21 protein-coding genes are annotated in these 23,739 nt (G+C 66.1%); 17 read left to right on the top strand and 4 right to left on the bottom strand.

The window, feature by feature from the left end; translation table 11 throughout:
- The first annotated feature begins 16 nt into the window (after positions 1-16).
- From HMPREF2791_RS11050 to HMPREF2791_RS11030, 5 genes are all read left to right on the top strand, one after another.
- On the top strand, positions 17-415 hold the full coding sequence (locus HMPREF2791_RS11050) for a hypothetical protein (RefSeq protein WP_070473896.1): 399 nt from the start codon (positions 17-19) through the stop codon (positions 413-415).
- A complete protein-coding gene (locus tag HMPREF2791_RS11045; RefSeq protein WP_256381008.1) occupies positions 408-1,076 on the top strand; it encodes an HAD family hydrolase in 669 nt (222 codons plus the stop codon). The genes HMPREF2791_RS11050 and HMPREF2791_RS11045 overlap by 8 nt, the downstream gene beginning before the upstream one ends.
- A 54-nt stretch (positions 1,077-1,130) precedes the next feature.
- Positions 1,131-2,570, top strand: coding sequence for an aspartate ammonia-lyase (gene aspA / locus HMPREF2791_RS11040; protein WP_070473892.1), 1,440 nt, complete (start codon positions 1,131-1,133; stop codon positions 2,568-2,570).
- 85 nt (positions 2,571-2,655) lie between these two features.
- Positions 2,656-3,966: an anaerobic C4-dicarboxylate transporter gene (locus tag HMPREF2791_RS11035; RefSeq protein WP_070473890.1), complete on the top strand. Its 1,311-nt coding sequence runs from the start codon at positions 2,656-2,658 to the stop codon at positions 3,964-3,966.
- 5 nt (positions 3,967-3,971) lie between these two features.
- Positions 3,972-5,639 carry a formate--tetrahydrofolate ligase gene (locus tag HMPREF2791_RS11030; protein WP_070845317.1) on the top strand — a complete coding sequence of 556 codons (1,668 nt, stop codon included), beginning with the start codon at positions 3,972-3,974 and terminating at the stop codon, positions 5,637-5,639.
- Here the strand turns inward: HMPREF2791_RS11030 and HMPREF2791_RS11025 are convergent.
- Complete coding sequence (locus HMPREF2791_RS11025; protein ID WP_070474052.1) at positions 5,636-6,496, bottom strand: RecB family exonuclease; 861 nt, start codon at positions 6,494-6,496, stop codon at positions 5,636-5,638. The genes HMPREF2791_RS11030 and HMPREF2791_RS11025 overlap by 4 nt on opposite strands.
- 26 nt (positions 6,497-6,522) lie before the next feature.
- On the opposite strand from HMPREF2791_RS11025, the gene HMPREF2791_RS11020 reads away from it, so the two are divergent.
- Genes HMPREF2791_RS11020 through arc form a run of 3 tightly spaced genes read left to right on the top strand, consistent with a single transcriptional unit; the run spans position 6,523 to position 10,133 of the window.
- Positions 6,523-7,734 carry a M18 family aminopeptidase gene (locus HMPREF2791_RS11020; RefSeq protein ID WP_070473886.1) on the top strand — a complete coding sequence of 404 codons (1,212 nt, stop codon included), beginning with the start codon at positions 6,523-6,525 and terminating at the stop codon, positions 7,732-7,734.
- A 15-nt stretch (positions 7,735-7,749) separates the two neighbouring features.
- Entirely contained in the window at positions 7,750-8,583 is an 834-nt protein-coding gene (locus HMPREF2791_RS11015) for a tRNA (adenine-N1)-methyltransferase (protein ID WP_070473884.1), read from the top strand.
- Between the two features lie 29 nt (positions 8,584-8,612).
- The gene (gene arc, locus HMPREF2791_RS11010) at positions 8,613-10,133 is read left to right on the top strand and encodes a proteasome ATPase (protein ID WP_070473883.1); all 1,521 of its coding nucleotides are present in this window, start codon (positions 8,613-8,615) and stop codon (positions 10,131-10,133) included.
- A 2-nt stretch (positions 10,134-10,135) separates the two neighbouring features.
- On the opposite strand, the gene HMPREF2791_RS11005 is transcribed toward arc, so the two are convergent.
- Positions 10,136-11,506: a MocR-like pyridoxine biosynthesis transcription factor PdxR gene (locus tag HMPREF2791_RS11005; RefSeq protein WP_070845365.1), complete on the bottom strand. Its 1,371-nt coding sequence runs from the start codon at positions 11,504-11,506 to the stop codon at positions 10,136-10,138.
- 70 nt (positions 11,507-11,576) lie between these two features.
- Here HMPREF2791_RS11005 and pdxS point away from each other — a divergent pair, with 70 nt between their 5' ends.
- Positions 11,577-12,452 (top strand): pyridoxal 5'-phosphate synthase lyase subunit PdxS, encoded by an 876-nt coding sequence (gene pdxS / locus HMPREF2791_RS11000; RefSeq protein ID WP_070845315.1) that lies wholly within the window; start codon positions 11,577-11,579, stop codon positions 12,450-12,452.
- Positions 12,453-12,490: 38 nt separating this feature from the next.
- Here the strand turns inward: pdxS and HMPREF2791_RS10995 are convergent, their stop codons facing one another.
- Positions 12,491-13,975, bottom strand: coding sequence for a peptide MFS transporter (locus HMPREF2791_RS10995; RefSeq protein WP_070845313.1), 1,485 nt, complete (start codon positions 13,973-13,975; stop codon positions 12,491-12,493).
- A gap of 66 nt (positions 13,976-14,041) precedes the next feature.
- Here HMPREF2791_RS10995 and dop point away from each other — a divergent pair, with 66 nt between their 5' ends.
- From dop to HMPREF2791_RS10955, 8 genes are read left to right on the top strand one after another with little or no spacing between them, the layout of a single operon-like run.
- Positions 14,042-15,541, top strand: coding sequence for a depupylase/deamidase Dop (dop, locus tag HMPREF2791_RS10990; protein ID WP_070845311.1), 1,500 nt, complete (start codon positions 14,042-14,044; stop codon positions 15,539-15,541).
- A 10-nt stretch (positions 15,542-15,551) separates the two neighbouring features.
- Positions 15,552-15,743, top strand: a complete 192-nt coding sequence (locus tag HMPREF2791_RS10985) for a ubiquitin-like protein Pup (RefSeq protein ID WP_070845309.1) — start codon at positions 15,552-15,554, stop codon at positions 15,741-15,743.
- Between the two features lie 28 nt (positions 15,744-15,771).
- On the top strand, positions 15,772-17,139 hold the full coding sequence (gene pafA, locus HMPREF2791_RS10980; protein ID WP_141764983.1) for a Pup--protein ligase: 1,368 nt from the start codon (positions 15,772-15,774) through the stop codon (positions 17,137-17,139).
- A gap of 6 nt (positions 17,140-17,145) precedes the next feature.
- Positions 17,146-18,117 (top strand): helix-turn-helix transcriptional regulator, encoded by a 972-nt coding sequence (locus HMPREF2791_RS10975; protein WP_070845307.1) that lies wholly within the window; start codon positions 17,146-17,148, stop codon positions 18,115-18,117.
- Positions 18,117-19,079 (top strand): helix-turn-helix transcriptional regulator, encoded by a 963-nt coding sequence (locus tag HMPREF2791_RS10970; RefSeq protein WP_070845305.1) that lies wholly within the window; start codon positions 18,117-18,119, stop codon positions 19,077-19,079. Before HMPREF2791_RS10975 ends, HMPREF2791_RS10970 begins: the two co-directional genes overlap by 1 nt.
- A gap of 35 nt (positions 19,080-19,114) precedes the next feature.
- Entirely contained in the window at positions 19,115-19,378 is a 264-nt protein-coding gene (tatA, locus tag HMPREF2791_RS10965) for a Sec-independent protein translocase subunit TatA (RefSeq protein WP_070845303.1), read from the top strand.
- A gap of 9 nt (positions 19,379-19,387) precedes the next feature.
- Positions 19,388-20,398 (top strand): twin-arginine translocase subunit TatC, encoded by a 1,011-nt coding sequence (tatC, locus tag HMPREF2791_RS10960; protein WP_246825512.1) that lies wholly within the window; start codon positions 19,388-19,390, stop codon positions 20,396-20,398.
- 5 nt (positions 20,399-20,403) lie between these two features.
- The gene (locus tag HMPREF2791_RS10955) at positions 20,404-23,166 is read left to right on the top strand and encodes a DEAD/DEAH box helicase (protein WP_070845301.1); all 2,763 of its coding nucleotides are present in this window, start codon (positions 20,404-20,406) and stop codon (positions 23,164-23,166) included.
- On the opposite strand, the gene HMPREF2791_RS10950 is transcribed toward HMPREF2791_RS10955, so the two are convergent.
- A complete protein-coding gene (locus HMPREF2791_RS10950; protein ID WP_070845299.1) occupies positions 23,163-23,732 on the bottom strand; it encodes a trypsin-like peptidase domain-containing protein in 570 nt (189 codons plus the stop codon). The genes HMPREF2791_RS10955 and HMPREF2791_RS10950 overlap by 4 nt on opposite strands.
- Positions 23,733-23,739: the final 7 nt, after the last annotated feature.

Here is a 23,739-nt window from a genome sequence, read left to right as displayed (position 1 = left end):
ACGCACAATGGGGCGCATGAGCGCAGCTGCGGACAACTCGATTCGGGCCCAGTTTCAGCCCGAAGTAGACGAATTCATCGACGACCTGACCACCTTCGCCACCGGTTCCTACCTCCAGGACGAGGACAAGGACCTGTGGGAAGAGCCTTTCGACCCGGCGGTGCTGCCGGATTTGAAAAAGCTTCTGGAGATGTTCCTGGACGCACTTGACCTCATCGGCGACGACCCTGAGGGCGACGCGCTGGTGAAAGTTGTGGCTCCGTTCTACGAGAACCTCGAGGAGTTCAACGAGAAGCACGCCAACGCGGTGCTCGAGCCGGAGGAAAAGGCCGACATCGAGACGCTGGTGTTTCGGGCGGCGGCCGCCACCGGTGCCACGGACGAGGCTCTCAACGAGCTTCCGGAACTTGAGTAGGCCACAGGCCGTCCTCTGGGACATGGACGGCACACTCATCGACACGGAACCGCTGTGGGGCAAGGCCACCTACGAGCTCGGCGAGCTGCTGGGCCGCCCGCTCACGCCGGAGGTGCGCGCCAAGACCATCGGCGGCAGCTTCCCCAACACTTTGAGCGTGGTGGCCGAATGGGCGGGCTATGAACTTCAGGACGGCGACCTGGAGCGCTACCGCACCTGGATGTTTGACCGTATGGCGGAGTTGTTCGCGCAGGGCATCGAGCTCAACCCCGGCATCGGCGGCGTGCTCGAGTCGCTCGCGCGGCGGGGCACGCCCATGTTCATCTGCACCAACACGGAGCGGGTGGTGGCGGAGCCGTGCATCGACGCAATCGGCCGCGAGTTTTTCGCCGGCACCATCACCGGCGACGAGGTGGAACACTCCAAGCCGGCGCCGGACATGTACCTGGAGGCCGCCCGGCGCGCGGGCGCGGCACCGGGGGAGTGCCTCGTGGTGGAGGACTCCTGGCACGGCATGTCCGCCGGGGCCGCCGCCGGGTGCGCGGTATTGGGCCTTGCGGATGAGGTTCCCGCGGGTGTGATGAGGTTCGACCCGGACAACTTCGTCGGCGCGGGCGCCGATGACGTGGACGGTTGGTTTTCTGCAGCTCGACAGGCATAAAACGGGGGTACGCAGCGCCCGTCGAGAAGCGTGTTGCTACGTATAGTGGCGCGCATGAGCACTCGTACTGAAGAAGACCTTCTCGGCACCGCCGAGGTTCCCGCCGACGTCTACTACGGCATCCACGCCCAGCGCGCCGTGGACAACTTTCAGATCTCCGCAAGCACCATCAACGACGTGCCGGAGTTCATCCGCGGCATGGTGCAGGTGAAGAAAGCCACCGCGATGGCGAACCGCCGCCTGCACGCCCTGCCCAAGGACAAGTCCGAGGCCATCATCGCGGCCTGCGACAAGATCCTGAACGAGGGTGTGTGCATGGACCAGTTCCCGATCGACGTGTTCCAGGGCGGCGCGGGCACATCGCTCAACATGAATACCAACGAAGTGGTGGCCAACCTCGCGCTCGAGCTGATCGGCCGCGAAAAGGGCGACTACTCGGTGATCAACCCGAACGACGACGTGAACATGTCGCAGTCCACTAACGACGCGTACCCGACCGGTTTCCGCCTCGGCGTGTACTACGCCGTGCAGGGACTGCTGGAGGAGCTCGACGAGCTGCAGAAGGCGCTGCGCGCGAAGGGCGACGAGTTCGCCGACATCATCAAGATGGGCCGCACCCAGCTTCAGGATGCCGTCCCGATGACCCTGGGCCAGGAGTTCACCGCCTTCGGCGCCAACCTCGCCGAGGAACAGCGCACCATCAGCAGCGCGGCCGACTCGCTGCTGGAGGTCAACCTGGGTGCCACCGCCATCGGCACCGGCATCAACACCCCGAGCGGCTACCGCGACCAGGTGGTATCCGCCCTGCGCGAGGTCACCGGTCTGGACATCCAGGCGTCCCCGGACCTGATCGAGGCGACTTCCGACACCGGCGGCTACGTGATGATGCACAGCGCCATCAAGCGCGCTGCGATGAAGCTGTCCAAGATCTGCAACGACCTGCGCTTGCTGTCCTCCGGCCCGCGCGCCGGCCTCAACGAGATCAACCTGCCGGAGCGCCAGGCGGGCTCCTCGATCATGCCGGCGAAGGTTAACCCGGTGATCCCCGAGGTGGTCAACCAGGTGTGCTTCAAGGTCTTCGGCAACGACGTGACCATTTCCATGGCCTCCGAGGCGGGCCAGCTCCAGCTCAACGTGATGGAGCCGGTGATCGGGCAGTCCCTGTTCGAGTCCATCCGCCTTTTGGCCAACGCGGCGAAGACCTTGCGCGAGAAGTGCGTCACCGGGATTACCGCAAACAAGGAGGTGTGCGAAGCCTACGTGACCAACTCCATCGGCATCATCACCTACCTCAACCCGGTGATCGGCCACCACAACGGCGACCTGATCGGCCGCGAGGCCGCGGAGACCGGCAAGAGCGTCTACGACCTCGTGCTGGAGAAGGGCCTCATCGAGGAAGAGGACCTGCAGAAGCTGCTGAGCAAGGAAAACCTCATGCACCCGGAGTACCGGGGCAAGCTCTACGTCGACGACGAGCCGAGCCTGGAGGCGTAGGCAACATCACAGCGGCTGCATTTCCGTTTCGGGCTCCTTCGGACAGATAATGGGATGACCTAATAACTGTCTGAAGGAGCCCGCCGTGTTACTCGCCGTCCACATCATCATCCTCCTCGGGGCGATCGTGGTGGGCGCGCGGATGGGCTCCATCGCCATCGGCTTTGCGGGTGGGCTCGGCGTGCTGCTGCTCGGCGCGACCGGGATGCCGGTCAGCGCTGAAGCTATTCCGTTCGATGTCATCGGCATCATCATGTGCGTCATCGCGGCGATTTCCGCGATGCAGCTCGCCGGCGGCATGGACTACCTGGTAGACCTGGCCGAGCGCTTCTTGCGCCGCAACCCGAAGCGCATCACGGTCTACGCCCCGATTGTGACCTGGCTGATGACGGTGCTCGCCGGCACCGGTCACACCGCCTTTTCCACCATGCCCGTGATTGTGGAGGTGGCGAAGGAGGGCAAGGTCCGGCCCTCGCGTCCTCTGTCGGCGGCCGTGATTGCGTCCCAAATGGCTATTGTCGCCTCGCCGATTTCTGCCGCGGTGGTGTTCATGGCCTCGGCGCTGGAACCGCTCGGCGTGGGATACCTCCAGCTGCTAGCGGTGATGATCCCGGCGACGTTCTTCGCGATCTTCCCAATGGCGTGGATCGCCAACAAGTCCGGCGCGGAGCTGGAGGATGACCCGGTCTACCGCCAGCGGGTGGCCGAAGGGCTCGTCGCAAAGCCAGCTGCCCGCGAGAACTACCTCCCACCCCAAGGGGCGAAAGCCTCGGTGGGAATCTTCCTCGCAGCGATTGTGATCGTGATGGTCTACGCCACGCTGATCTCGGAACAGGTGGGGCTGATTGCGGACCCGACCATCCCGCGCAACGAGGCGATCATGGCCATCATGCTTGGTGCAGCGGCAGCCATCGTGCTTCTCACCCGCACGACCGCGGCGGAGATCCTGAACACCCAGGTGTTCCGCTCCGGCATGTCCGCCTGTGTGTGCGTGCTCGGTGTGGCCTGGCTGGGCACGACGTTTATCAACTACTACATCGAGGACATCCAGAACATTGCCGGCGATGTGCTCACCGCGAAGCCGTGGCTGCTCGCGGTGGTGCTGTTCGTCGCGGCGTCGCTGTTGTACTCCCAGGCGGCAACGGCGAAGGCGCTCATCCCTGCGGCGCTGGCGATCGGCGTGAGCCCGCTGACCGCGCTCGCCGCCTTCCCGGCTGTCTCCGCACTGTTCGTGCTGCCGACGTACCCGACGCTGCTCGCAGCGGTGGAGATGGACGACACCGGCTCCACCCGCATCGGCAAGTACGTGTTTAACCACCCGTTCCTCGTTCCAGGTGTGGCGTGCATCTTTGTCAGCGTAATTCTGGGTTATGCCATCGGTGCCGTTGTAGTGTGAGGTGCATGACTGCACAACCGTTGACTGACGTCGAAATTGCCCAGGCCCACGAGCTCGCCCCCATCACGGAGATCGCCGCAAAGGCAGGTGTGTCCGACGATGCGCTGATCCCGTACGGCAAGCACATGGCCAAGGTGGACATCACCCAGAACCCGGGCACCACGCCGGGCAAGCTCGTGTTGGTCACCGGTGTCTCGCCGACTCCTGCGGGCGAGGGCAAATCGACCACGCTGATCGGCCTGACCGACGCGCTGGCGAAGCTGGGCAAGAACGCCATGGTTGCACTGCGCGAGCCGTCGCTCGGCCCGGTGATGGGCATCAAGGGCGGCGCTGCCGGCGGCGGCTACTCCCAGGTGGTGCCGATGGAGCAGATCAACCTTCACTTCACCGGCGATTTCCACGCGATCACTAGCGCCAGCAACACGTTGGCCGCACTCATTGACAACCACATTCACCAGGGCAACGCGCTCGGCATCGACCCGCGGCGGGTGACCTGGCAGCGCTGCGTGGATGTCAACGACCGCGCGCTGCGCAACGTGGTCACGGGCCTGGGTGGCCCGGCCCACGGCGTGCCCGCGGAGACCGGATTCACCATCACCGCCGCCTCCGAGATCATGGCGATTCTGGGCCTGGCCACGGACCTGGAGGACTTAAAGCAGCGCCTGGCCAACATCACCATCGGCCTGACCTACGACAAGAAGCCGGTCACCGCCGGCGACCTCGGCGCCCAGGGCGCGATGGCCGCGCTGCTGAAAGACGCGGTCAACCCGAACCTGGTGCAGACCCTCGGCGGCACCCCGGCGTTCATTCACGGCGGGCCGTTCGCCAACATCGCCCACGGCTGCAACACCCTGATTGCCACCCGCACCGCCCAGCAGTACGCGGAAATCGTGCTCACGGAAGCCGGCTTCGGCTCCGACCTGGGCGCGGAGAAGTTCTTCGACATCAAGGCCCGTTACGGCGAGCTGGACGTCGCCGGCGCCGTCATTGTGGCCACCGTGCGCTCCATCAAGCACAACGCGGGTGTAGCCAAGGCGGAGCTTTCTGACGAAAACATTGCCGCGCTGGAGGAGGGCATCGTCAACCTCGAGCGCCACGTGGAAAACGTGCGCAAATTCGGCGTGACCCCGGTGGTCGCGCTCAACCGCTTCGCCACCGACTCCGAGGCCGAGCTTGAGTTCTTGAAGAACTGGGCACAGGCCAAGGGCATCGCGCTGGCGGAAGCGGACGTCTGGGCCAAGGGCGGCGACGGCGCGCTCGAGCTCGCCGAGACGCTGCTGGACAACCTCACCGAGGGCACCTCGCACCCGCTGTACGACCCGGCCGAAGGTGTGGAGGCGTCCATCGAGACCATCGCCAAGGAGATCTACCGCGCCGCCGACGTGCAGTACTCCGCCGCCGCACTGAAAGACCTGCAGACGCTCAAAGACAACGGCTTTGACAACCTGCCGGTGTGCATCTCCAAGACGCAGTACTCCTTCTCGGACGACCCGACCCAGCTCGGCGCGCCGGAGGGCCACACGCTGCACGTGCGCAACATCGTCCCGCGCACCGGCGCCGGTTTCGTGCTCGTGCTCACCGGCGACGTGATGACGATGCCGGGCCTACCCAAGCAGCCGGCCGCCAACAACATCGACGTCGACGCGGACGGCGTGGTCTCCGGCCTGTTCTAGGCCTCGGGCCCGGCCTCGGGGGCGCCGCCGTCGTTAGACTCCTCCGCCCGCGACCCCGGCCAGCCGGGGTAGGCCGGGGGAGTGCCGCCGAAAACCGGGCACAGGTGCTGGAAGGCGCACCACCCGCACAGCTTGGACTGCTGCGGGCGGAAATTGCCTGACTTACCGTCGGCCTCGATCTTCCACCACAGCTCCGCCAGGTCGCGCTCGAAGTACTCCAGCTCCTCGCGCGAGGGGGCGAGGATCATCGAGTCCATCACCTTCAGGTACATCAGCTTCAGCTGGGTGGGCACGACGCCGAACATGCGCCAGTACACCAGCGCGTAGAAGCGCATCTGGAACTGCGCGTCCTGCGAGTACCGCGGCAGCGGCTTCTTGCCGGTTTTGTAGTCGACCACGCGCACCTCCCCGGTGGGTGCGATATCTACGCGGTCGATGAATCCGCGCACCGGCACCCCGTTCGGCAGCGTGAAGTCCACCGGCATCTCTTGTGCGTGCGCGTCGAAGCCCAGCGGGTTTTCCATGGTGAAGTAGCCGCGCAGCAACGTGCGGGCGTCCACAAGCAACTGGTACTCGTCCTCGACCGGCTCGGCGCAAGAGGGATCATCTTCGCGCATCTTCTCCCAGTTCGGCTTCAGCCTTTTTACCGCCGCCGGGTACGTGCGCTGCTCGCGCGGCCAGGCGAACATCTCTTCCAGCACGGCGTGCACGAGCGTGCCTTTGACCTGCGCTTCCGTGGACGGCTCCGGGATTTTGTCGATGGCGCGCAGCCTATATTGCAACGGGCAGCGCTTGTAGTCGGAGGCGCGCGACGGCGAGATGGCGAGTGGGCGTGGGGGAGTGCTGGCATCAGACATGGTGCCCAACATCATAGAGTGGAGCCATGACACAGCCGTTCATCGATTTCATCGCCCACAGCCCCTCCGCGTTCCATGCGAGCGCAACCGTCGCCGAAAGGCTCGAGTCCGCGGGGTTCACACGGAGCAAGTCGCTTGACGACGGCGCACACGCCCCCGGCGGCCACCTCATCGAGCGCGACGGCGCCGTGGTCGCCTGGTGGGTGCCCGAAAACGCCCGCCCGCGCTTTCGGGTGGTCGGCTCCCACACCGATTCACCGGGCCTGATGGCCAAGCCGGACCCTGACGTGGTGCGCGAAGGCTTCCGCCAGGTTGCGGTGGAGGTGTACGGCGGGCCGATTCTGGCCAGCTGGTTCGACCGCGACCTGACGTTTGCCGGCCGTGTGGTCACCGCGGACCGCACTGAGCACCTGGTGAATACCGGTCCGGTCGCGCGCGTGCCGAATTTGGCCATCCACCTCTACCGCGGCGACATGCCGGAGATTGACCGTCAGGTGCACACCCAGCCCATCCTGGGCGTGGACCGTCCGCTGCTGGAGCTCGCGGCGGAGTCCGCGGGCATCAGCGCCGAAGACGTGGTGGCGCACGAGCTGATCACCGCTGACGCGCAGCGCGGTGAGGTCATCGGCGACCTGCTGGCAGCGGGTCGCCTGGACAACCTCACCAGCGTGTGGGCCTCCCTGGAGGCGATGCTCGCGGCGAAGGACGACGCCGAGGACATTCTGGTGCTGGCTGCCTTCAACCACGAGGAGGTCGGCTCCGCGTCCACCGCCGGCGCCGGCGGGCCGCTGCTGGAGCGCGTGTTAACCAAGGTGGCGGCCAGCTTCGGCGACCCGGCCGAGATCATCGCGGACTCCATCCAGGTTTCCGCCGACGCAGCCCACGCCGTGCACCCGAACTACCCGGGCAAACACGATCCCACCCACCACCCGCTGGTGAACAAGGGGCCAGTGCTCAAGATCAACGCGAATCAGCGCTACGCCTCCAACGCCGCCACGGAGACGGAGTGGATCCTGGCCTGCCGCGCGGCGAGCGTGCCGCACCAGACGTTCGTGGGCAACAACGCGGTGCCGTGCGGGTCCACCATCGGGCCTATTTCGTCGACGCGCCTGGGCCTTCCCACGGTGGATGTCGGCGTGCCACTGCTTTCCATGCACTCCGCGCGCGAGCTGTGCGGCGTGGACGACATGGACTACTTCGTGCGCGCGCTCACGGCTTTTTATGCGGCGGCGCAGTAAGGCATACTTACCGCCATGTATTCGGGACCGTTCCAGCCAGGCGACAAGGTGCAGCTCACAGACGCGAAGCGCCGCCACTTCACCATCGAACTCAAAGAGGGCGGGCAGTTCCACTCGCACAAGGGCATAGTCAGCCACGACGACATCATCGGCGCCGATGAGGGCACCGTGGTGAAGTCCACGCTCGGCTCCGACTACCTGTGCTTCCGCCACCTGCTGGTGGACCACGTGCTGTCCATGCCCCGAGGCGCCGCGGTGATCTACCCGAAAGACGCCGCCCAGATTCTGGTCGAGGGCGACATCTTCATGGGCGCGCGCGTGCTCGAGGCGGGCGCCGGCTCCGGCGCGCTGACCATGTCGCTGCTGCGCGCGGTCGGGCCGCAAGGTCACGTCTACTCCTACGAGATCCGCGACGACCACCTGGCGTTCGCCAAAGACAACGTCGCCGATTACTTCGGCGTCGAGCCGGAGTGGTGGACCCCGCGCCTCGGCGACTTCGGCGAGGTCACCCCGGAGGACCTGGACGGCCAGGTCGACCGCGTCATCTTGGACATGGTGGAGCCGTGGCACTTCATCGACACCGTGAAGAACGTGCTCATCCCGGGTGGTGTGTTCATGACGTACGTGGCCACCGTGCCGCAGCTGATGAACATCATGGAGGCCATCCGCGAGGCGAAGTGCTTCACCGAGCCGCGCGCGTGGGAGACTCTGCTGCGTGAGTGGAAGGTTGAAGGCCTTGCCACGCGCCCGGAGCACCGCATGAACGCGCACACGGCATTCCTCGTGTGGACACGCAGGCTTGCCGACGGGGTGACGCCGCCGCGGCCGCAGCGCAAGGCTCGTCGATAAGCAGCCCGCTCCTATGTAGGCTCGAACGCATGCCTGAAATCCACGACGATGCCTTCGGACCGGAGCTGCGCGAGCTCAAGCGCAAAAACCGCGATCTCGGGTCGCGCAACGAGAAGCTCGCTGAGCTGCTGAAAGTCAGCCGCGACAAGCTCAATGACTTGTACGCGAAGGTCGAGGAGCTCAACGAGCCGGCATCGACGTACGGGATCTACCTCGCGCCCGCCCCGCGCAGCGGAGAGGCGGAGGTGCACACCACCGGACGGCGCATGCGGCTGAAGGTCTCGCCGCTGGTGGATCCGTCCAAGCTAGTCCCCGGCACGCTCGTGCGGCTGGGCGAGGGCACGATCGTGGTGGAGACCTGCGGTTTCGACCCCACCGGCCAGCTCGCAACCATGGTCGAGCGGGTCGGCGTGGACCGCGCGATTGTGGCGGACCAGCAGGGCGCCGAATCGATTGTCATGCTCGCCGAGCCGCTGCGCGAATCCGCCCGCGCCGGCGACACGGTGCTGGTCAACGCCTCCGCCGGTTACGCGTTTGAGCGTATCGCGAAGACCGAGGTCAACCAGCTGTCCCTGGACGAGATCCCGGAGGTCACCTACGCCGACATCGGTGGTTTGAGCTCCCAGATCGAGACGATCCAGGATTCCGTGGAGCTGCCGTTTTCCCACCCGGAGCTTTACCAGGCCTACGACCTGCGCCCGCCAAAGGGCCTGCTGCTGTACGGCCCGCCCGGCTGCGGCAAGACGCTCATCGCTAAGGCAGTGGCGAATTCGCTGTCGCAGCGCATCGGCGACGGGGGACAGGCGCACTTCATCAACGTCAAGGGCCCGGAGCTTTTGAACAAGTTTGTCGGCGAGACCGAGCGCCGCATCCGCCTCATCTTCGAGCGCGCCCGCGAGCTGGCCGCCGGTGGCAACCCGGTGATCGTCTTCTTCGACGAGATGGAGTCCATCTTCCGCACCCGCGGCTCCGGTGTCTCCTCCGATATGGAGACCACCGTGGTCCCGCAGCTGCTCACGGAAATCGACGGCGTGGAGGACATCGCCAACGTCATCGTCATCGGCGCGACCAACCGCGAGGAACTCATCGACCCGGCCATCCTGCGCCCCGGCCGCCTGGACATCAAAATCCGCGTCTCGCGCCCCAACAAAGACGAAGCCAAGGACATCCTCGCGCGCTACATCACCGAGGAGGTCCCGCTTTCGGCCCCGCGCGAGGTGCTTATCGACGCCACCGCGGACGCCATGTTCGCCCCGCGTCCCTTCGTACGCCTCGAGCTTGTCGACGGCTCCGCCGAAACCCTGCACTACCACCACTTCGTCTCCGGCGCGATGATCGCCAACGTGGTGGACCGCGCCAAGAAGCTGGCCATCAAGGACCACCTTTCGGGCGTGTCCACCGCCGGCCTGACGGAGGATCACCTCCGCGAGGCCGTCCGCGCCGAGCAGGACGAGAGCGAAGACATGCCGAACACGGCGAACCCCGACGAGTGGGCGCGCATCACCGGCCGCCACGGCAAGCGCGTCGTCGCCGCGGAGGTCATCGGGTAGTTTCACCTCTGGGCGTGGCCAAGGGCAGCGAATGTCTGGGCGACAGTGCTGACGGCTTGCTCGAAATCACCAGCGCTGAGGTGTGCAAAGCTCAGCACCAAACCGTCGCCGCTGTTGGTCCACAAGGTGGATTCGTGGCCGGACGCGATACCGGCCTCAAGCAGACGCGTTTCAAACTCGTCCCGCTCTTCTCGGGTGCCGAAACGAACCGTGAGGTCCGCGCCGTCGCCGGGTGCGAGTCGGGCACCGTCGTATAGCGGAACCAGCCGCTCGTGTAGTACTTCCCGTCGCAGCGCTAATCCCCGGTGGACGGCGCGGGATGCGCGGCGGGCAACGCCGTCGTTAAGCAAGTGCGCGATCGCCCGCTGGGTGACGGAGGAAACCGGCATGCCCAAGACGCTGCGGACCTCGCGCAAAGCCTCGGCGGTCGCTGGCGAGGCCACGACGTAGCCGGCGGCGAGCTCGCGGGAGAGCAGCGTGGAAAACGTGCCGAGGGTGAGCACGTCCGCGCGGGTTGCCAGCGAGGACAGCGCCGGTTGTGGGGAGATGCGGTAGCGCAGCTCAGTGTTGAAGTCGTCCTCGATCACAACCGTGTTGGTGCGCACGGCCCACTCGAGCAGCTCCACGCGGCGGGCGGCGGGCATTGCGCCGCCGAAGGGGTAGAGATGCGACGGGGTCACCAGTAAGGCGTCGAGGGAGTCTGGGAGTTCGTCGACCACGATGCCGTCGGCGTCGGTTGCGCATTCCACGACCTCGTGGCCGGCGAGCGGGATCACGCGACGCAGTCCCGGGTGCCCGGGGTCTTCCACGCCCACGCACAGGTTTGGACCAAGCGCAAAGAGAATGCACATGAGTCCCTCACGGGAGCCGCCCGTGACCACGATCTGGTCCGGTGAGACGCGCATACTGCGAGCGAGGCGGAGATGCTCAGCCACTGCATGGCGCAGCTCCGGCTCACCGGACTTGTCCACCGCGTTCCCGGGTTCCGCTGCGGCCACGCGCCACGCCTTACGCCAAGTTGCGGGGCGGATGGTGCCCGCGCTGCCGGGCGAGGGCTTCAAGGAGATGCGTGCCTTCGGGGTTGTGCGGGCAGGCGAGCCGCCGGCGGGTTCGGGCAGGGGCGCGGCGACGGTGAGGTCCGGGTGGATCCGCGTCGGCGCGCCCTGGCTGGTCAGCAGGTAGCCCTCACCTTCGAGCTGATCGTAGGCGGTGACCACGCTGCCGCGGGATACGCCAAGCTGTTCGGCGAGGGCGCGGGTGGACGGGATGACGTCGTTAGGCGAAAGCGCCCCGCTGGCGACGGCGTCGCGGATGCCCGCGGCGATCTGCGCGGGGATCGGGGTGGGGTGGTCGCGGGAGATGTGCAGTAGCATGAACTGGTCCAAAGAAACTAAATGGAACTGGCACTTGGAATCTACCAGTTTCCAGGGCAGACTAAGCGGTATGCCTCAAGCAGAAGAGTTGAACCAGAAATTCATTGGCGGCGTGATCATGGACGTGGTCACGCCCGAACAGGCCAAGATCGCCGAGGACGCAGGCGCGTCCGCCGTCATGGCGCTGGAGCGCGTGCCTGCCGATATCCGCGCCCAGGGTGGCGTGGCCCGCATGTCTGACCCGGACCTCATCGAGGGCATCATCGAGGCGGTCGACATCCCCGTCATGGCCAAGGCGCGCATCGGCCACTACATGGAGGCGAAGATCCTCGAGCACCTCGGCGTGGACTACATCGACGAGTCCGAGGTGCTGAGCCCGGCCGACTACGTCAACCACATCGACAAAACGGATTTCTCGGTGCCGTTCGTGTGCGGCGCCACCAACCTGGGCGAGGCGCTGCGCCGCATCAACGAGGGTGCGCAGATGATCCGCTCCAAGGGTGAGGCCGGCACCGGAGACGTTTCGGAAGCCACCAAACACATCCGCACCATCAAGGGTGAAATTGCGTCACTGCAGGCGATCTGGAACAGCAACCACGACGAGCTCTTCGTCGCGGCGAAGGAGCTGCAGGCGCCGTACCAGCTGGTGGCCTACGTGGCTGTGCACGGCAAGCTCCCGGTGCCGCTGCTGGTTGCCGGCGGCGTTTCCACCCCGGCCGACGCGGCGCTGATGATGCACCTCGGCGCTGACGGCGTGTTCGTCGGCTCCGGCATCTTCAAGTCCGGCAACCCGGAGGCCCGCGCCAAGGCCGTGGTCAAGGCGACCCAGAACTGGAACGACATCGCCGCCGTGACCGAGGCGTCCCGCGGACTGGGCGAGGCGATGGTCGGCATCAACGTCGCCGACCTTCCCGCGCCGCACCGCCTGGCTGAGCGCGGCTGGTAGGGCTTCAAACGCGTAAAGCTTTGCGACGTCAGCTCCGCCTAGCGCACGTCCCTAAACTTGCGCACGACCCAGCGGCGGATCGCGATCAGGACCAACCCGAGCACGATCGTTGCCGCGGACAGGGTGAGGAAGAAGGCGCGCTCGGCGGTGGCGTCGTTCGGGTTGTACAGCGAGCCGAGGACGCCGGACAGCGCGGTGCCCATGGACACCGACATCAGCCACACCGCGAACAGGCGCGACTTGAACGCCACCGGGGCGACCTTGGTGGCCAACGAGTTGCCGACCGGCGACAACAGGAGCTCACCCATGGTGAACAGGAACAGAATCAGCACCAGCACCGCAAGTGGGGTGGAGTTTTCGCCCTTGCCCACGTACGGCAGGAAGATGAACAGCGACAGGCCGATGATGATGTTGGCCACGCCGAACTTCGTGGCGGAGGCCCACTGGCGCTCGCCCAGCTTCGTCCACATGGTGGCGAAGATCGGCGCGAAGATGATGATGAACAGCGGGTTGAAGGACTGCACCTGTGAGGGCTCGAGCTCAGTCCAGAAGAAGGTCAGGTCAGCGCGCTGATCCGTGTACAGCGCCACTACGGTGAACTGCGACTGGAAGATGGCGAAGAACGCCACGGAGCCGGCGAGCAGTGGGATGTAGCCGGTCAGGCGCGACTTCTCGTGGGCGGTGACCTTGTCGGAGGCAAACATCTCCCACAGCAGGATGACCGTCGCAGCAAGGGCGATGGCGAAGACGACCCAGCTCAACAAGTCCAGCGGTAGGATGCCCGTGGTGAGCAGACCGACCACGATCGCGGCAACTGCCAGAGCGCCAAAACCGAGGGGTGCCCACTTCGACCGCGGCAGCGGGTTGGGCACCTCGGCACCGGCGGCGCCGATGGTGGATTTACGCATGAGTATGTACTGCACCAGGCCGATTGCCATGCCGATGGCGGCCAGACCGAAGCCCCAGTGGAAGCCTGCCTGTCCCCACACTAAGCCCGTGAGCCAGGGGCCGAGCAGGCCGCCGATGTTGACGGACATGTAGAAGATGGAAAAGCCTGCGTCGCGGCGCGGGTCCTCGCGGGTGTACAGGTCGCCGAGCACCACCTGGGTCGCCGTTTTCACGCCGCCGGACCCGATGCCGACGCACACCAGGCCGATGGCGAGTCCTGCGGCGCCCGGAACGAGGGCGAGCACGACGTGGCCGACCATGACCAGGATCGCCGAGTAGAACAGGGTGCGTTCGGCGCCGAGGATGCGGTCGCCCACGAAAGAGGCGAGCAGCGCCATCATGTACACAAACCCGCCGTAGGCACCAACCAGGCTCAGCGCGGTGGTCTCGTCAATGCCGAGACCACCCTCGGTTGCCGAGTAGTACATGTAGTACCCCAGCAGCGAATTCATGCCGTAGAAACTGAAGCGCTCCCACAGCTCAATGCCGAAGAGGTTGGCCAGCCCCCAGGGCTGACCGAAAAATTTGCGCTCGGTCTGCGGCGCGGCCGCACCGGGCTGTGTTACGGAAGTCATACTCAAATAAAATACGTCTGATCGTATTATCTTCCAAACACGGACACGCCTGTAGGCTCGTCACCTATGACGCGTTACTTGGGAACCGAGACGGAGTACGGCATCACCTGCCCAGACAACCCGCAGATCAGCCCGCTGGTCACCTCCACGCACGCGGTGGTTGCCTACGCGGCGCTGCGCACCCAGGCCCGCACCCGCTGGGACTATGCGGAAGAAGCCCCGCTGAAAGACGCCCGCGGCTTCAACCTGCAGCGCTACCGCAGCGTGCCGGTTGTGGACGCAAACGCGATCGGGGTGGCCAACGTGGTCACCACCAACGGCGCGCGCTACTACGTCGACCACGGGCACCCGGAGTACTCCAGCCCGGAGTGCTCGAACGCCTTCGACGCCATGGTCTTTGACGCCGCCGGCGACATCGTCCTCAACGACGCCGCCGCCTGCATACGCGAGCTGTGGGAGCAGCAGATCTCCGTGCTAGCCAAGCACGAGCCGTGCCCGCCGCTGAAGTTCTACAAAAACAACGTCGACGGCAAGGGCCGCTCCTACGGCAGCCACGAGAATTACCTGTACTCGCGCCACACCAACTTCGAACACCTCACCCAGGCGCTGATCTCGTTCTTCGTCACCCGCCAGGTCATCATCGGCGCGGGACGTGTGGGCATCGGCCAGGAGTCGGAGACACCGGGCTTCCAAATCTCGCAGCGCGCGGACTACTTCGAGCAGGAAGTTTCGCTGGAGACCACGCTCAACCGCGGCATCGTCAACACACGCGACGAGCCGCACGCACCGGAGGAGCACTTCCGCCGCCTGCACGTCATCGTGGGGGACGCAAACATGAGCCAGTTCTCCAATTTCCTCAAACTCGGCATGACCTCGCTCGTGCTCGACGCCATCGAGGCCGGCGTGGATTTCTCGGACCTGCGCCTGAAAAACCCGGTCGAAGAGATTAAGGCGGTCAGCCACGATCCCACGCTCACACATGAGCTCGAGCTTCTCGACGGCCAAAGGTTGTCCGCGATCTCTATCCTCCGTGAATACAGGAGAAGGTGTGCAGTGCGGAGCGACGTCGATAAGCAAGTGCTCGAGATGTGGGGCGAGGTCCTCGACGACCTTGAGCGCGACCCGCTGTCCACCGCAGACCGGCTGGATTGGACGGCGAAGTGGGCGCTGGTGCGCAGGTTTGAGCAGCGCGGGGCGACCCAGGCCAAGCTGCAGGCGATTGATTTGCAGTACGCGGACATCGACCCCGAAAGCTCCCTGTACCACGCGCTGGTGCGCAAGGGGGCGATGCGCACGATGGTCAGCGCGGAGGAGATCGCGCGCGCCGCAGTGCACCCGCCGGAGGACACCCGCGCCTACTTCCGGGGGCGTGCGGGCGAGAAGTTCGCCGAAGACTTAACCGCTTCGAACTGGCAGTCCATGCTGTTCACCGTGGACGGGCAGCTCTACCGGGTGCCGCTGGACCTGCTGGGCAGCCACACCAAGGCGGACGTGGGCGAGCTGATTGAAACGTCTGCGACAACACGCGAGCTGCTTTCCGGCCTGGGGCTGGCTCCAGAACGCTAAGGTTGCATCTATGGCTACGCAACAGACACACGCTTCCGGTGGCGGCGGGGACAACCACGGCGAGGACGTCGCCGCGGAATCTGCCGGCCAGGCCCAGATCAACACCTCCGGCACCGACGACCTGCTCGACGAAATCGACGCGCTGCTGGACTCCAACTCGGAGGAGTTTGTGAAGTCGTTTGTGCAGAAGGGCGGGCAGTAAGCTGGCAACCAGCTACCCGCGCCGCGTGATGGGCGTGGAAACAGAGTTCGGCGTGGCCGCCTACGACGGCTCACGGCAAGTGCTCACGCCCGAGGAGGTGGCGCGCTACCTGTTTCGCCCAGTGGTCGCGAAGCACCGCAGCTCCAACGTGTTCACCGCCAACGCCTCGCGTTTGTACCTGGATGTGGGCTCGCACCCGGAGTACGCGACCGCGGAGTGCGACTCGCTGAGCCAGCTTCTGGCCTACGACAAGGCGGGGGAGCGCATCTTCCACCGGTTGTCGCAGCAGTGCGATGAGGCGCTGCGTAACGACGGCTTCGCGGGTTCGACCTACCTGTTCAAAAACAACGTGGATTCCCGCGGGAACTCCTACGGCGCGCACGAGAACTACCTGATCAGCCGCGAGCTCGCGCTGAAATCCTTCGGGCAACAACTGCTGCCGTTTCTGATCACGCGCCAGCTCATCTGCGGCGCCGGCAAGATCGCGGGCGAGAAGTTCGTCATCTCCCAGCGCGCGGACCAGGTGTGGGAAGGCGTCTCGTCGGCCACCACGCGCACCAGGCCGATCATCAACACCCGAGACGAGCCGCACGGGGACTCCCACCGCTTCCGCCGAATGCACGTGATCGTGGGAGATTCCAACATGTCCGAGCCCACGTTCGCACTGAAGGTCGGCTCGATGCTGCTGGTCATCGAGATGCTGGAGGTCGGCTTCGACTTGCCGGATATGGAGCTTGCGGACCCGATCGCGCACATCCGCGACATCGCGGCCGACCCCACGGGCGCCACCGAACTCACCCTTGCAGCGGGCGGCACCGTCACTGCGCTCGAGGTGCAGCAGCGCACCCTCGACGCCGCGAAGCGCTGGCTCACACAGCGCCCGGACGAGGGCACGCCGAACGAGGAGATGGCCCGAGTGGTGGACCTGTGGACCCGGGTGCTCGACGCCATTGCCACGCAGGATTTCTCGGGCGTGGACACGGAGATCGATTGGATGATTAAGCGCAAGCTGCTCACCCAGTTCAAGGACCGGCTTGGCTGCGGCTGGGACCACCCGAAGCTCGCCCAGATCGATCTGACGTACCACGACATCAACCCCGAACGCGGTTTGTTCTACCTGCTCGAGCGCAAGGGGCTGGCAGCGCGCTGGATCGAGGACGCGGCCATCGAGGAGGCGGTGGACAACCCGCCGGTGACCACTCGCGCCGCCATCCGTGGCGAGTTCCTTTCCGCCGTGCGCGAGCGGGGCCTTGCGCATAATGTCGACTGGGTGCACTTGAAGGTCAACCGCCCGGAAGCCCGCACGGTGGAGCTGCAGGACCCGTTCGCTACCACGGACGACGCCGCAGCCGACCTGATCAGCTGGGTGCGGGCGCAAGAAACCGAAGAAGGGTAGGTCGCGGTGGCCAACGACAACGACATGGTCGTGCGTCAGGTCGGGCTCACGTTTGCCCTGCTGGCCTCGCCCGCAAAACGCGACGTGGCCTGGGTGCAGAAGCACGTGGACGGCTACGGCGGCCGCACCCGCGACGCTGCCGCGCACCTGATTGAGCGCGACGTGCGTGAGCTGCGCGACCTCGGCGTGCCCGCGCGCTACCAGGACGGCGAAGTGTGGGTGGTCAAGGACCTCTACGAGTTGCCGGCAGTTGACCTCACCGCCGAGGAGGCTTCCGTGGTGGGTCTCGCCGCGGATTTGAGCAAGCCAGGCTCGCTCGGCGAGTTCGCCCGCTCAGGCTGGACCAAGCTCGCCGCCTCTGGGGCGACGCGTTCCATGGACGCGCCGGCGCTGATGAACGTGTCCAACGACATCTTCCAGCTGCGCCCCGACACACTGCGCGCCATCGTGAAGTGCGTGCAGGCCAAGCAGCGCATCTCCTTCGACTTCGTGCGCGCCCCCGGCAAGGACCCGGAGCGCCGCGTGGCCGACCCGTGGGGCGTGGTCTCCCTGAACAACCGCGCCTACTTCGTCGGCTACGACATCGACCGCGACGACGTGCGCGTGTTCCGCCTGAAAAAGGTCTCCCGGCTGAAGAAGGTGCGCCACTCGGACGCGTTCCACGAGCGCGCGGGCGACCTGCAGGCGCTGGTGGCGGAAACGCTCCGCGGCGAGCTTATCGACGCCACCGTCACCGTCACCCACGGCACCGGCGAGGAACTCGCCCAGCGCGGCACCCGCGCCTCCAAAGTCGGCTCCCGTACCTCCAAAGTCGGCACGGAAGAGGAAATCGACACCATCACACTGCGCGGCGTGGACCGCGACTGGGCCGTGCGCACCATCGCCAGCCTCGCCGGAAACGTGGTGGAGGTGGAGCCGTTGGAGGTCCGTGAGGACGTCGTCAAGCTGCTGCGCACCGCGCTGGAAAGGGAGAACTGATGGCTGTGGACTTCAAGCGCCAAGAGCGCGTGGTGCGACTGCTCAACCTGCTGGCTTACTCCTCGAACCACCCGGGGCTGACCCCGATGGAAATCGCCCGCGACCTGGGCGCGGACCCGATGCAGGTGCGCGACGATTTCGAGCTGCTGTTCCTCTCCGGAGTGGGCACCGGGCCGGGTGAGATGATCGACCTGGAGTACTCCTGGAAGGGCGTCAACATCAAAGACGACCAGGGGATGACCACGCCGCTGCGCCTGTCGCCCGCGGAAGCCAGCGCGCTGTTGATCCTGCTGGATTCTTTGGAAACCATGCCGGGACTTGTGGACGGCCGCGCCGTGCGCACCGCCGCCGAGAAGATCCGCGCGGTGACCAAGTCGCAGGCGGTCGGCGACGCGGAGCACACCGGTGAGGCGGGCGTTGCCGGCACCGTCGCCGACGCACTCGCCGCCAAGCGCAAGCTGCGCATCACGTACTACTCGGCGTCTTCGGACACCGTCACCGAGCGCGAGGTCGACCCCGCGCGCCTGTTCCATCAGTCCGGCGCCACCTACCTGCACGCGGCGCACAACGGCGAGATGCGCACGTTCCGCCTGGACCGGATTCAACGCGCCGAGCTTCTCGACGCCCCTTCGGACGCCACCGGCACCGACTTCGACACCGACTTCGATCCCGCTGACCCGTTCGGCATGGCCGACCGCGCCCAAGCCCGCCTGCTGATCCACCCGGACGCCACGTGGCTGGCGGACTACTGGGAGATCGAGCTGGATAAGCCTTCGGGGGAAGACCAAGTAGGTGCCGAAGCGTCAGGGGAGTGGATCCGCGCGACCATGCGCTACGGCAGCGACGACTGGCTGGTGCGCTTCTGCCTGAGCCAGGCGGACCGGGTGCGCATCGTCGAACCCGCAGCTCTCGCCGACGAGGCCATGTCCCGCGTGCAGCGCGGCTTGGAAGCGTTAGACTAATCTGCGCGTTAGACCGTTTTCGGAAAGGACAACCCATGCCAAACATTGGATGGACCGAGCTCATCATCGTCATCTTCCTCGTGCTGCTGCTGTTCGGCGCAAACAAGCTGCCGGACCTGGCGCGTTCCATGGGTCGCTCCGCACGCATCTTCAAGTCCGAGGTCAAGGAGATGCGCAACGAAGACGAGGCGGAAACCCCGACCCAGCAGCGTCAGATCGACGCCGCGCCGGCGCAGGAGACCCGCAGCGCTGCCCAGGAGGCGGACTTCTGGGAGCGTCCGGAGAATAATCCGCGCTAAGTCCGCCTAATGGCACGCACGAAAACCCCCAAGAGGCCGAAGAAACAGAAGAACCCGACCGGCGAGATGTCGCTGGTGGAGCACCTCCAGGAGCTGCGCCGCCGCGTCATCATTTCGCTGGCCGCCATTGTGGTTGGCACCATCATTGGTTTCATCTGGTACCAGGCCGCCCCGCCGCGCATGATGCCGCTGGGCGAGATCATCCGCGGCCCCTACTGCAACCTGCCGTCCGAGCTCCGGGCGGATTTCACCGGCGACGGCGAATGCCGCCTGCTGGCCACCAGCCCATTTGAAATGTTCATGCTGCGTCTGAAAGTCGGCGCGCTCGCCGGGCTTGTGCTGGCGTCACCGGTGTGGCTGGCGCAGATCTGGAACTTCATCACCCCGGGCCTGCACAAGAACGAGCGCCGCTACACGTTCAGCTTCGTCACCATCGCGGTGATGCTGTTCGTTGCTGGCGCGCTGCTTGCGTATTTCGTGCTGGACCAGGGTTTGTACGTGTTGATGACGATGGGCAGTGAGTTCCAGGTTGCAGCCCTTTCTGGTGGGGAGTACTACAACTTCCTCCTCGCGCTCATCGTCATCTTCGGCGTGAGCTTCGAAGTGCCGCTGATCATTATCATGCTCAATTTGCTGGGTGTGCTGCGCTACGAGCACGTCAAGGGCAAGCGCCGCCTGATCATCGTTGGCATCTTCATCTTCGCCGCGGTGATGACACCCGGCCAAGAGCCGTACTCCATGGTGGCGCTGGCGATCTCCATCTGCCTGCTGGTGGAATTGGCCTTCCAATTCTGCCGCTGGAACGACCGCAAGCAGAAGCGCGAGCGTCCGGACTGGATGGATCTGGACGACGAGGAAGCCTCCGGCCCGATTGGGGCGCCGACGCCAGTGGGCCGCGCCAGCAGCATCGGTGCGGAGCCGATTGAGCGCCCGGCACCGGTGCAGCGCGCGCCGGAGCGCCAGCAGAATTCCTCGCCGCGGGGCTACGCGGGCGGAGCAGATTTCAGGGACGTACTGTAGGGGGCATGCTTTCCCCCGATCCTGGTACATCGTTTCTGCGGGAATTCGCCGAGGCGAAGCCGTTTGCCCTCGACGACTTCCAGCTCCAGGCCTGCCAGGCGGTGGAGCAGGACCGTGGCGTGCTGGTGTGCGCGCCCACCGGTTCAGGCAAGACCATCGTCGGCGAGTTCGCCGTCGCGCTCGCCCTGCACCGTGGCACGAAATGCTTCTATACCACGCCGATTAAGGCGCTGAGCAACCAGAAGTACCACGACTTAGTCGCCGAGCACGGCGAGGACGCGGTGGGCCTGCTCACCGGCGACACCAGCATCAACGGTTCCGCCGAGATCGTGGTGATGACCACCGAGGTTTTGCGCAACATGCTGTACGCGGAGTCGCCCCAGCTGGACCGGCTCACGCACGTGGTGATGGACGAGATCCACTACCTTGCGGACCGCGACCGGGGCGCTGTGTGGGAGGAGATCATCCTCAACCTCGACGATTCCGTGAGCCTGATCGGCCTGTCCGCCACCGTGTCCAACTCCGAGGAATTCGGCGAATGGCTCGACGCCGTGCGCGGCGACACCGAAGTCATCGTCTCCGAGCATCGGCCGGTGCCGCTGAGCCAGTACATGATGGTCGGCCGCAAGATGTTCCCGCTATTCGAGCCGGGCACCGGCGGGCGGGTCAACCGCAGCCTCGAGCACGCCATCGAGCGCATCGAGGCGGGCTCTTCCGACGAGGGCCGGCGCGACTTCGAGGAGGGGAGAGGCTTTCGCTCGCGCTCCCGCAGCGGGCGTTCGCGCCGCCAGGACAAGGTTCGCCCCGTCGGCCGGCCCGAGGTTGTCTCCGCCCTCCAGGGCCAGGACATGCTGCCGGCGATCGTGTTCATTTTCTCCCGCGCAGGCTGCGACGGTGCGCTGTTCCAATGCCTGCGCTCGCGCAAGGAACTCACCACGCCTGAGGAGCGCGCCGAGATCGAGCAGATTATCGACGAAGGCGTGGACGGCATCCCCGAAGAGGACTTGGAGGTTCTGAACTTCCGCCAGGTGCGCACCGCCTGGATGCGCGGGTTCGCCGCGCACCACGCGGGGCTGTTGCCCGCGTTCAAGCACATCGTGGAGCAGTTGTTCGTCCGAGGCTTGGTCAAGGTCGTCTTCGCCACCGAGACCCTGGCGCTGGGCATCAACATGCCGGCTCGCACCGTGGTGCTTGAAAAGATGGTCAAGTTCAACGGTGAGGCCCACGTGGACCTCACCCCAGGCCAGTACACCCAGCTCACCGGCCGCGCCGGCCGCCGCGGGATCGACCACATCGGCAACGCCGTGGTGCAGTGGGCGCCCACGATGGATCCCCACCAGGTGGCGGGGTTGGCGTCCACACGCACCTACCCGCTGATCTCCCAGTTCCAGCCCGGCTACAACATGGCCATCAACATGCTGGCCATGAACGGCTTCGACGACTCCATCCGCCTGATCGAGCAGTCGTTTGCCCAGTTCCAGACGGACCGCTCGGTGGTCGGCGAGGTGCGCGACATCGAGCGGCTCCAGCAGAAGGTGCGCTCGCTGCGCACCAAACTCGAGCGCGACATCTCCGCGTTCGCTCCGCCTAGCGACGACGCAGCCGCCGAGCTGGTCGAGTACTCGCAACTGCGAGGGGACCTGTCCGAGGAGGAGAAACAGGCACGGCGCGACCACCTGGACAGCCGCCAGACCGAAACCATCAAGATCCTCGGCTCGCTCCAGGTGGGCCAGGTCATCGCTCTGCCGAGCAAGCGCAAGCCGGAGCTCGCCGCCGTGGTGCAGCCCGCGGGCAAGCCGCACGACCCGCGCCCCTGGGTGACCACGGAGCGCGGCTGGTCCGGACGCATCGACGCCGCGGCGTTCAAGAATCCGCCGCTGGTGGTGGGTCGCATCAAGGTACCGCGCCACATGCAAGACCAGCCGCGCCGCCACGCCCGCAAGGTGGCGAGCATGTTGCACCGCGGCCACTTCGACGCACCGAAACGACTGCGTGAGCAGTCCCGGGTGCGGCCGAACAAGAAGGTCACCGCGCTGCGCGAGGCTATCCGCAACCACCCGGTGCACGACTGGCCGGCGGCGGACCGCGAGCTGTTGGCCCGCACCGCGGAGGAGATCGTGCGCGAGGAGCGGGCACTGGCCAAGCTGGAGCGCCGCGTGGACACCTCCACCGACTCGCTGGGCCGTACCTTCGAGCGCATCATCGGGCTGCTCACGGAGATGGACTATGTCGAGCTTCACGACGGCGAACCGCAGGTCACCGACGAAGGCGAGCGCCTGTCCCGCATCCACAACGTCTCCGATCTGTTGGTGGCGCAGTGCCTCAAGCGCGGGATTTGGGACGAGTTGGATCCTGCCGAGTTGGCCGGTGTGGCCTCCATGGTGGTGTTTGAGAACCGCCGCGCCACCGGCGGCAGCCCCGAGGCCGCCACCGACGCCATGGCCGACGCGATGAACGAGACAATGCGCATCTACGGCGAGCTGGTCTCCGACGAGCAACGCCACAACCTGCCCGCCACCCGCTTGCCGGATCCCGGGTTCTGCCTGTCCATCCACCAGTGGACCGCCGGAGCGCCGCTGGGCTACGCACTGGCCGCGGCGGCGGAATCGGGCGCAGAGCTCACCCCCGGCGACTTCGTGCGCTGGTGCCGCCAGGTGATCGACCTGCTGGAGCAGGTCAAAAAGACCGGCTATTCGGACCAGATCCGGGACAACGCGAACCGGGCTGTGGACGCGATCCGCCGCGGCGTGGTGGCGATCGGCAACTAGAGCCCCCGCAGCGACCGTGCCAGCCCTCGCGGCCACAGGGACACGGTGGCGATGCGCAAGTTCGTGCCGCCCGGATCCAGGATGAGGGACTGCACGCCAACGACCTTTCCCCCGACCAACACAGGGCCGCCGGAATCGCCCTTCACCGCCGGCGGGTTGGCGTACACCAGGCCAGCCGGACGCACCCGCGTCACACGTTTCCTGGACCAGGACACCGGAAGCGTGCCCAGGTAGACACCCGGCCGCGCCTGGACGCTGCGAGCCTGACCGCCGTATCCGAGAGTGAGCGTACGGGCGAACAAGCGCGGCGACGGCCCGAGCTCGAATGGAGCAGCCTCAGCTCGATCCGGCAGCCGGACGAGTGCGACATCCGTGCCGGCCAGAATGTGGAGGCTGTCGACGGGGAACACGGAGCCGTCGACACGCACCCGCACCCCTGCATGCGGGCGCTCACGGAAGAAATGCGCGCAGGTGAGCAGGATGTCGGGGGCGATGAGCGCGCCCGAGCAGTAGCCGCCGCCCGGAGCGCTAAGGCGGGCGACGGAGCGGTTCAGGGCAGGCAACACTCCCACG

This window comes from Corynebacterium sp. HMSC034A01 (assembly GCF_001838175.1).
Taxonomy (GTDB): domain Bacteria; phylum Actinomycetota; class Actinomycetes; order Mycobacteriales; family Mycobacteriaceae; genus Corynebacterium.
Note: the sequence above shows the minus strand (reverse complement) of the source record. Positions and strands in the feature narration are given on the sequence as shown.

Excerpts from the sequence above, each read along its gene's own strand:
- HMPREF2791_RS11005 (WP_070845365.1), bottom strand. The coding sequence starts at position 11,506 with ATGCTACTGCACATCTCCCGCGACCACCCCACCCCGATCCCCGCGCAG.
- aspA (WP_070473892.1), top strand. The coding sequence starts at position 1,131 with ATGAGCACTCGTACTGAAGAAGACCTTCTCGGCACCGCCGAGGTTCCC.
- HMPREF2791_RS10955 (WP_070845301.1), top strand. The coding sequence starts at position 20,404 with ATGCTTTCCCCCGATCCTGGTACATCGTTTCTGCGGGAATTCGCCGAG.
- HMPREF2791_RS11015 (WP_070473884.1), top strand. The coding sequence starts at position 7,750 with ATGTATTCGGGACCGTTCCAGCCAGGCGACAAGGTGCAGCTCACAGAC.
- pafA (WP_141764983.1), top strand. The coding sequence starts at position 15,772 with ATGGGCGTGGAAACAGAGTTCGGCGTGGCCGCCTACGACGGCTCACGG.
- HMPREF2791_RS10970 (WP_070845305.1), top strand. The coding sequence starts at position 18,117 with ATGGCTGTGGACTTCAAGCGCCAAGAGCGCGTGGTGCGACTGCTCAAC.
- arc (WP_070473883.1), top strand. The coding sequence starts at position 8,613 with ATGCCTGAAATCCACGACGATGCCTTCGGACCGGAGCTGCGCGAGCTC.
- dop (WP_070845311.1), top strand. The coding sequence starts at position 14,042 with ATGACGCGTTACTTGGGAACCGAGACGGAGTACGGCATCACCTGCCCA.
- HMPREF2791_RS11020 (WP_070473886.1), top strand. The coding sequence starts at position 6,523 with ATGACACAGCCGTTCATCGATTTCATCGCCCACAGCCCCTCCGCGTTC.
- HMPREF2791_RS10985 (WP_070845309.1), top strand. The coding sequence starts at position 15,552 with ATGGCTACGCAACAGACACACGCTTCCGGTGGCGGCGGGGACAACCAC.
- HMPREF2791_RS11050 (WP_070473896.1), top strand. The coding sequence starts at position 17 with ATGAGCGCAGCTGCGGACAACTCGATTCGGGCCCAGTTTCAGCCCGAA.
- HMPREF2791_RS10995 (WP_070845313.1), bottom strand. The coding sequence starts at position 13,975 with ATGACTTCCGTAACACAGCCCGGTGCGGCCGCGCCGCAGACCGAGCGC.
- tatA (WP_070845303.1), top strand. The coding sequence starts at position 19,115 with ATGCCAAACATTGGATGGACCGAGCTCATCATCGTCATCTTCCTCGTG.
- HMPREF2791_RS11025 (WP_070474052.1), bottom strand. The coding sequence starts at position 6,496 with ATGTCTGATGCCAGCACTCCCCCACGCCCACTCGCCATCTCGCCGTCG.
- tatC (WP_246825512.1), top strand. The coding sequence starts at position 19,388 with ATGGCACGCACGAAAACCCCCAAGAGGCCGAAGAAACAGAAGAACCCG.
- pdxS (WP_070845315.1), top strand. The coding sequence starts at position 11,577 with ATGCCTCAAGCAGAAGAGTTGAACCAGAAATTCATTGGCGGCGTGATC.
- HMPREF2791_RS11030 (WP_070845317.1), top strand. The coding sequence starts at position 3,972 with ATGACTGCACAACCGTTGACTGACGTCGAAATTGCCCAGGCCCACGAG.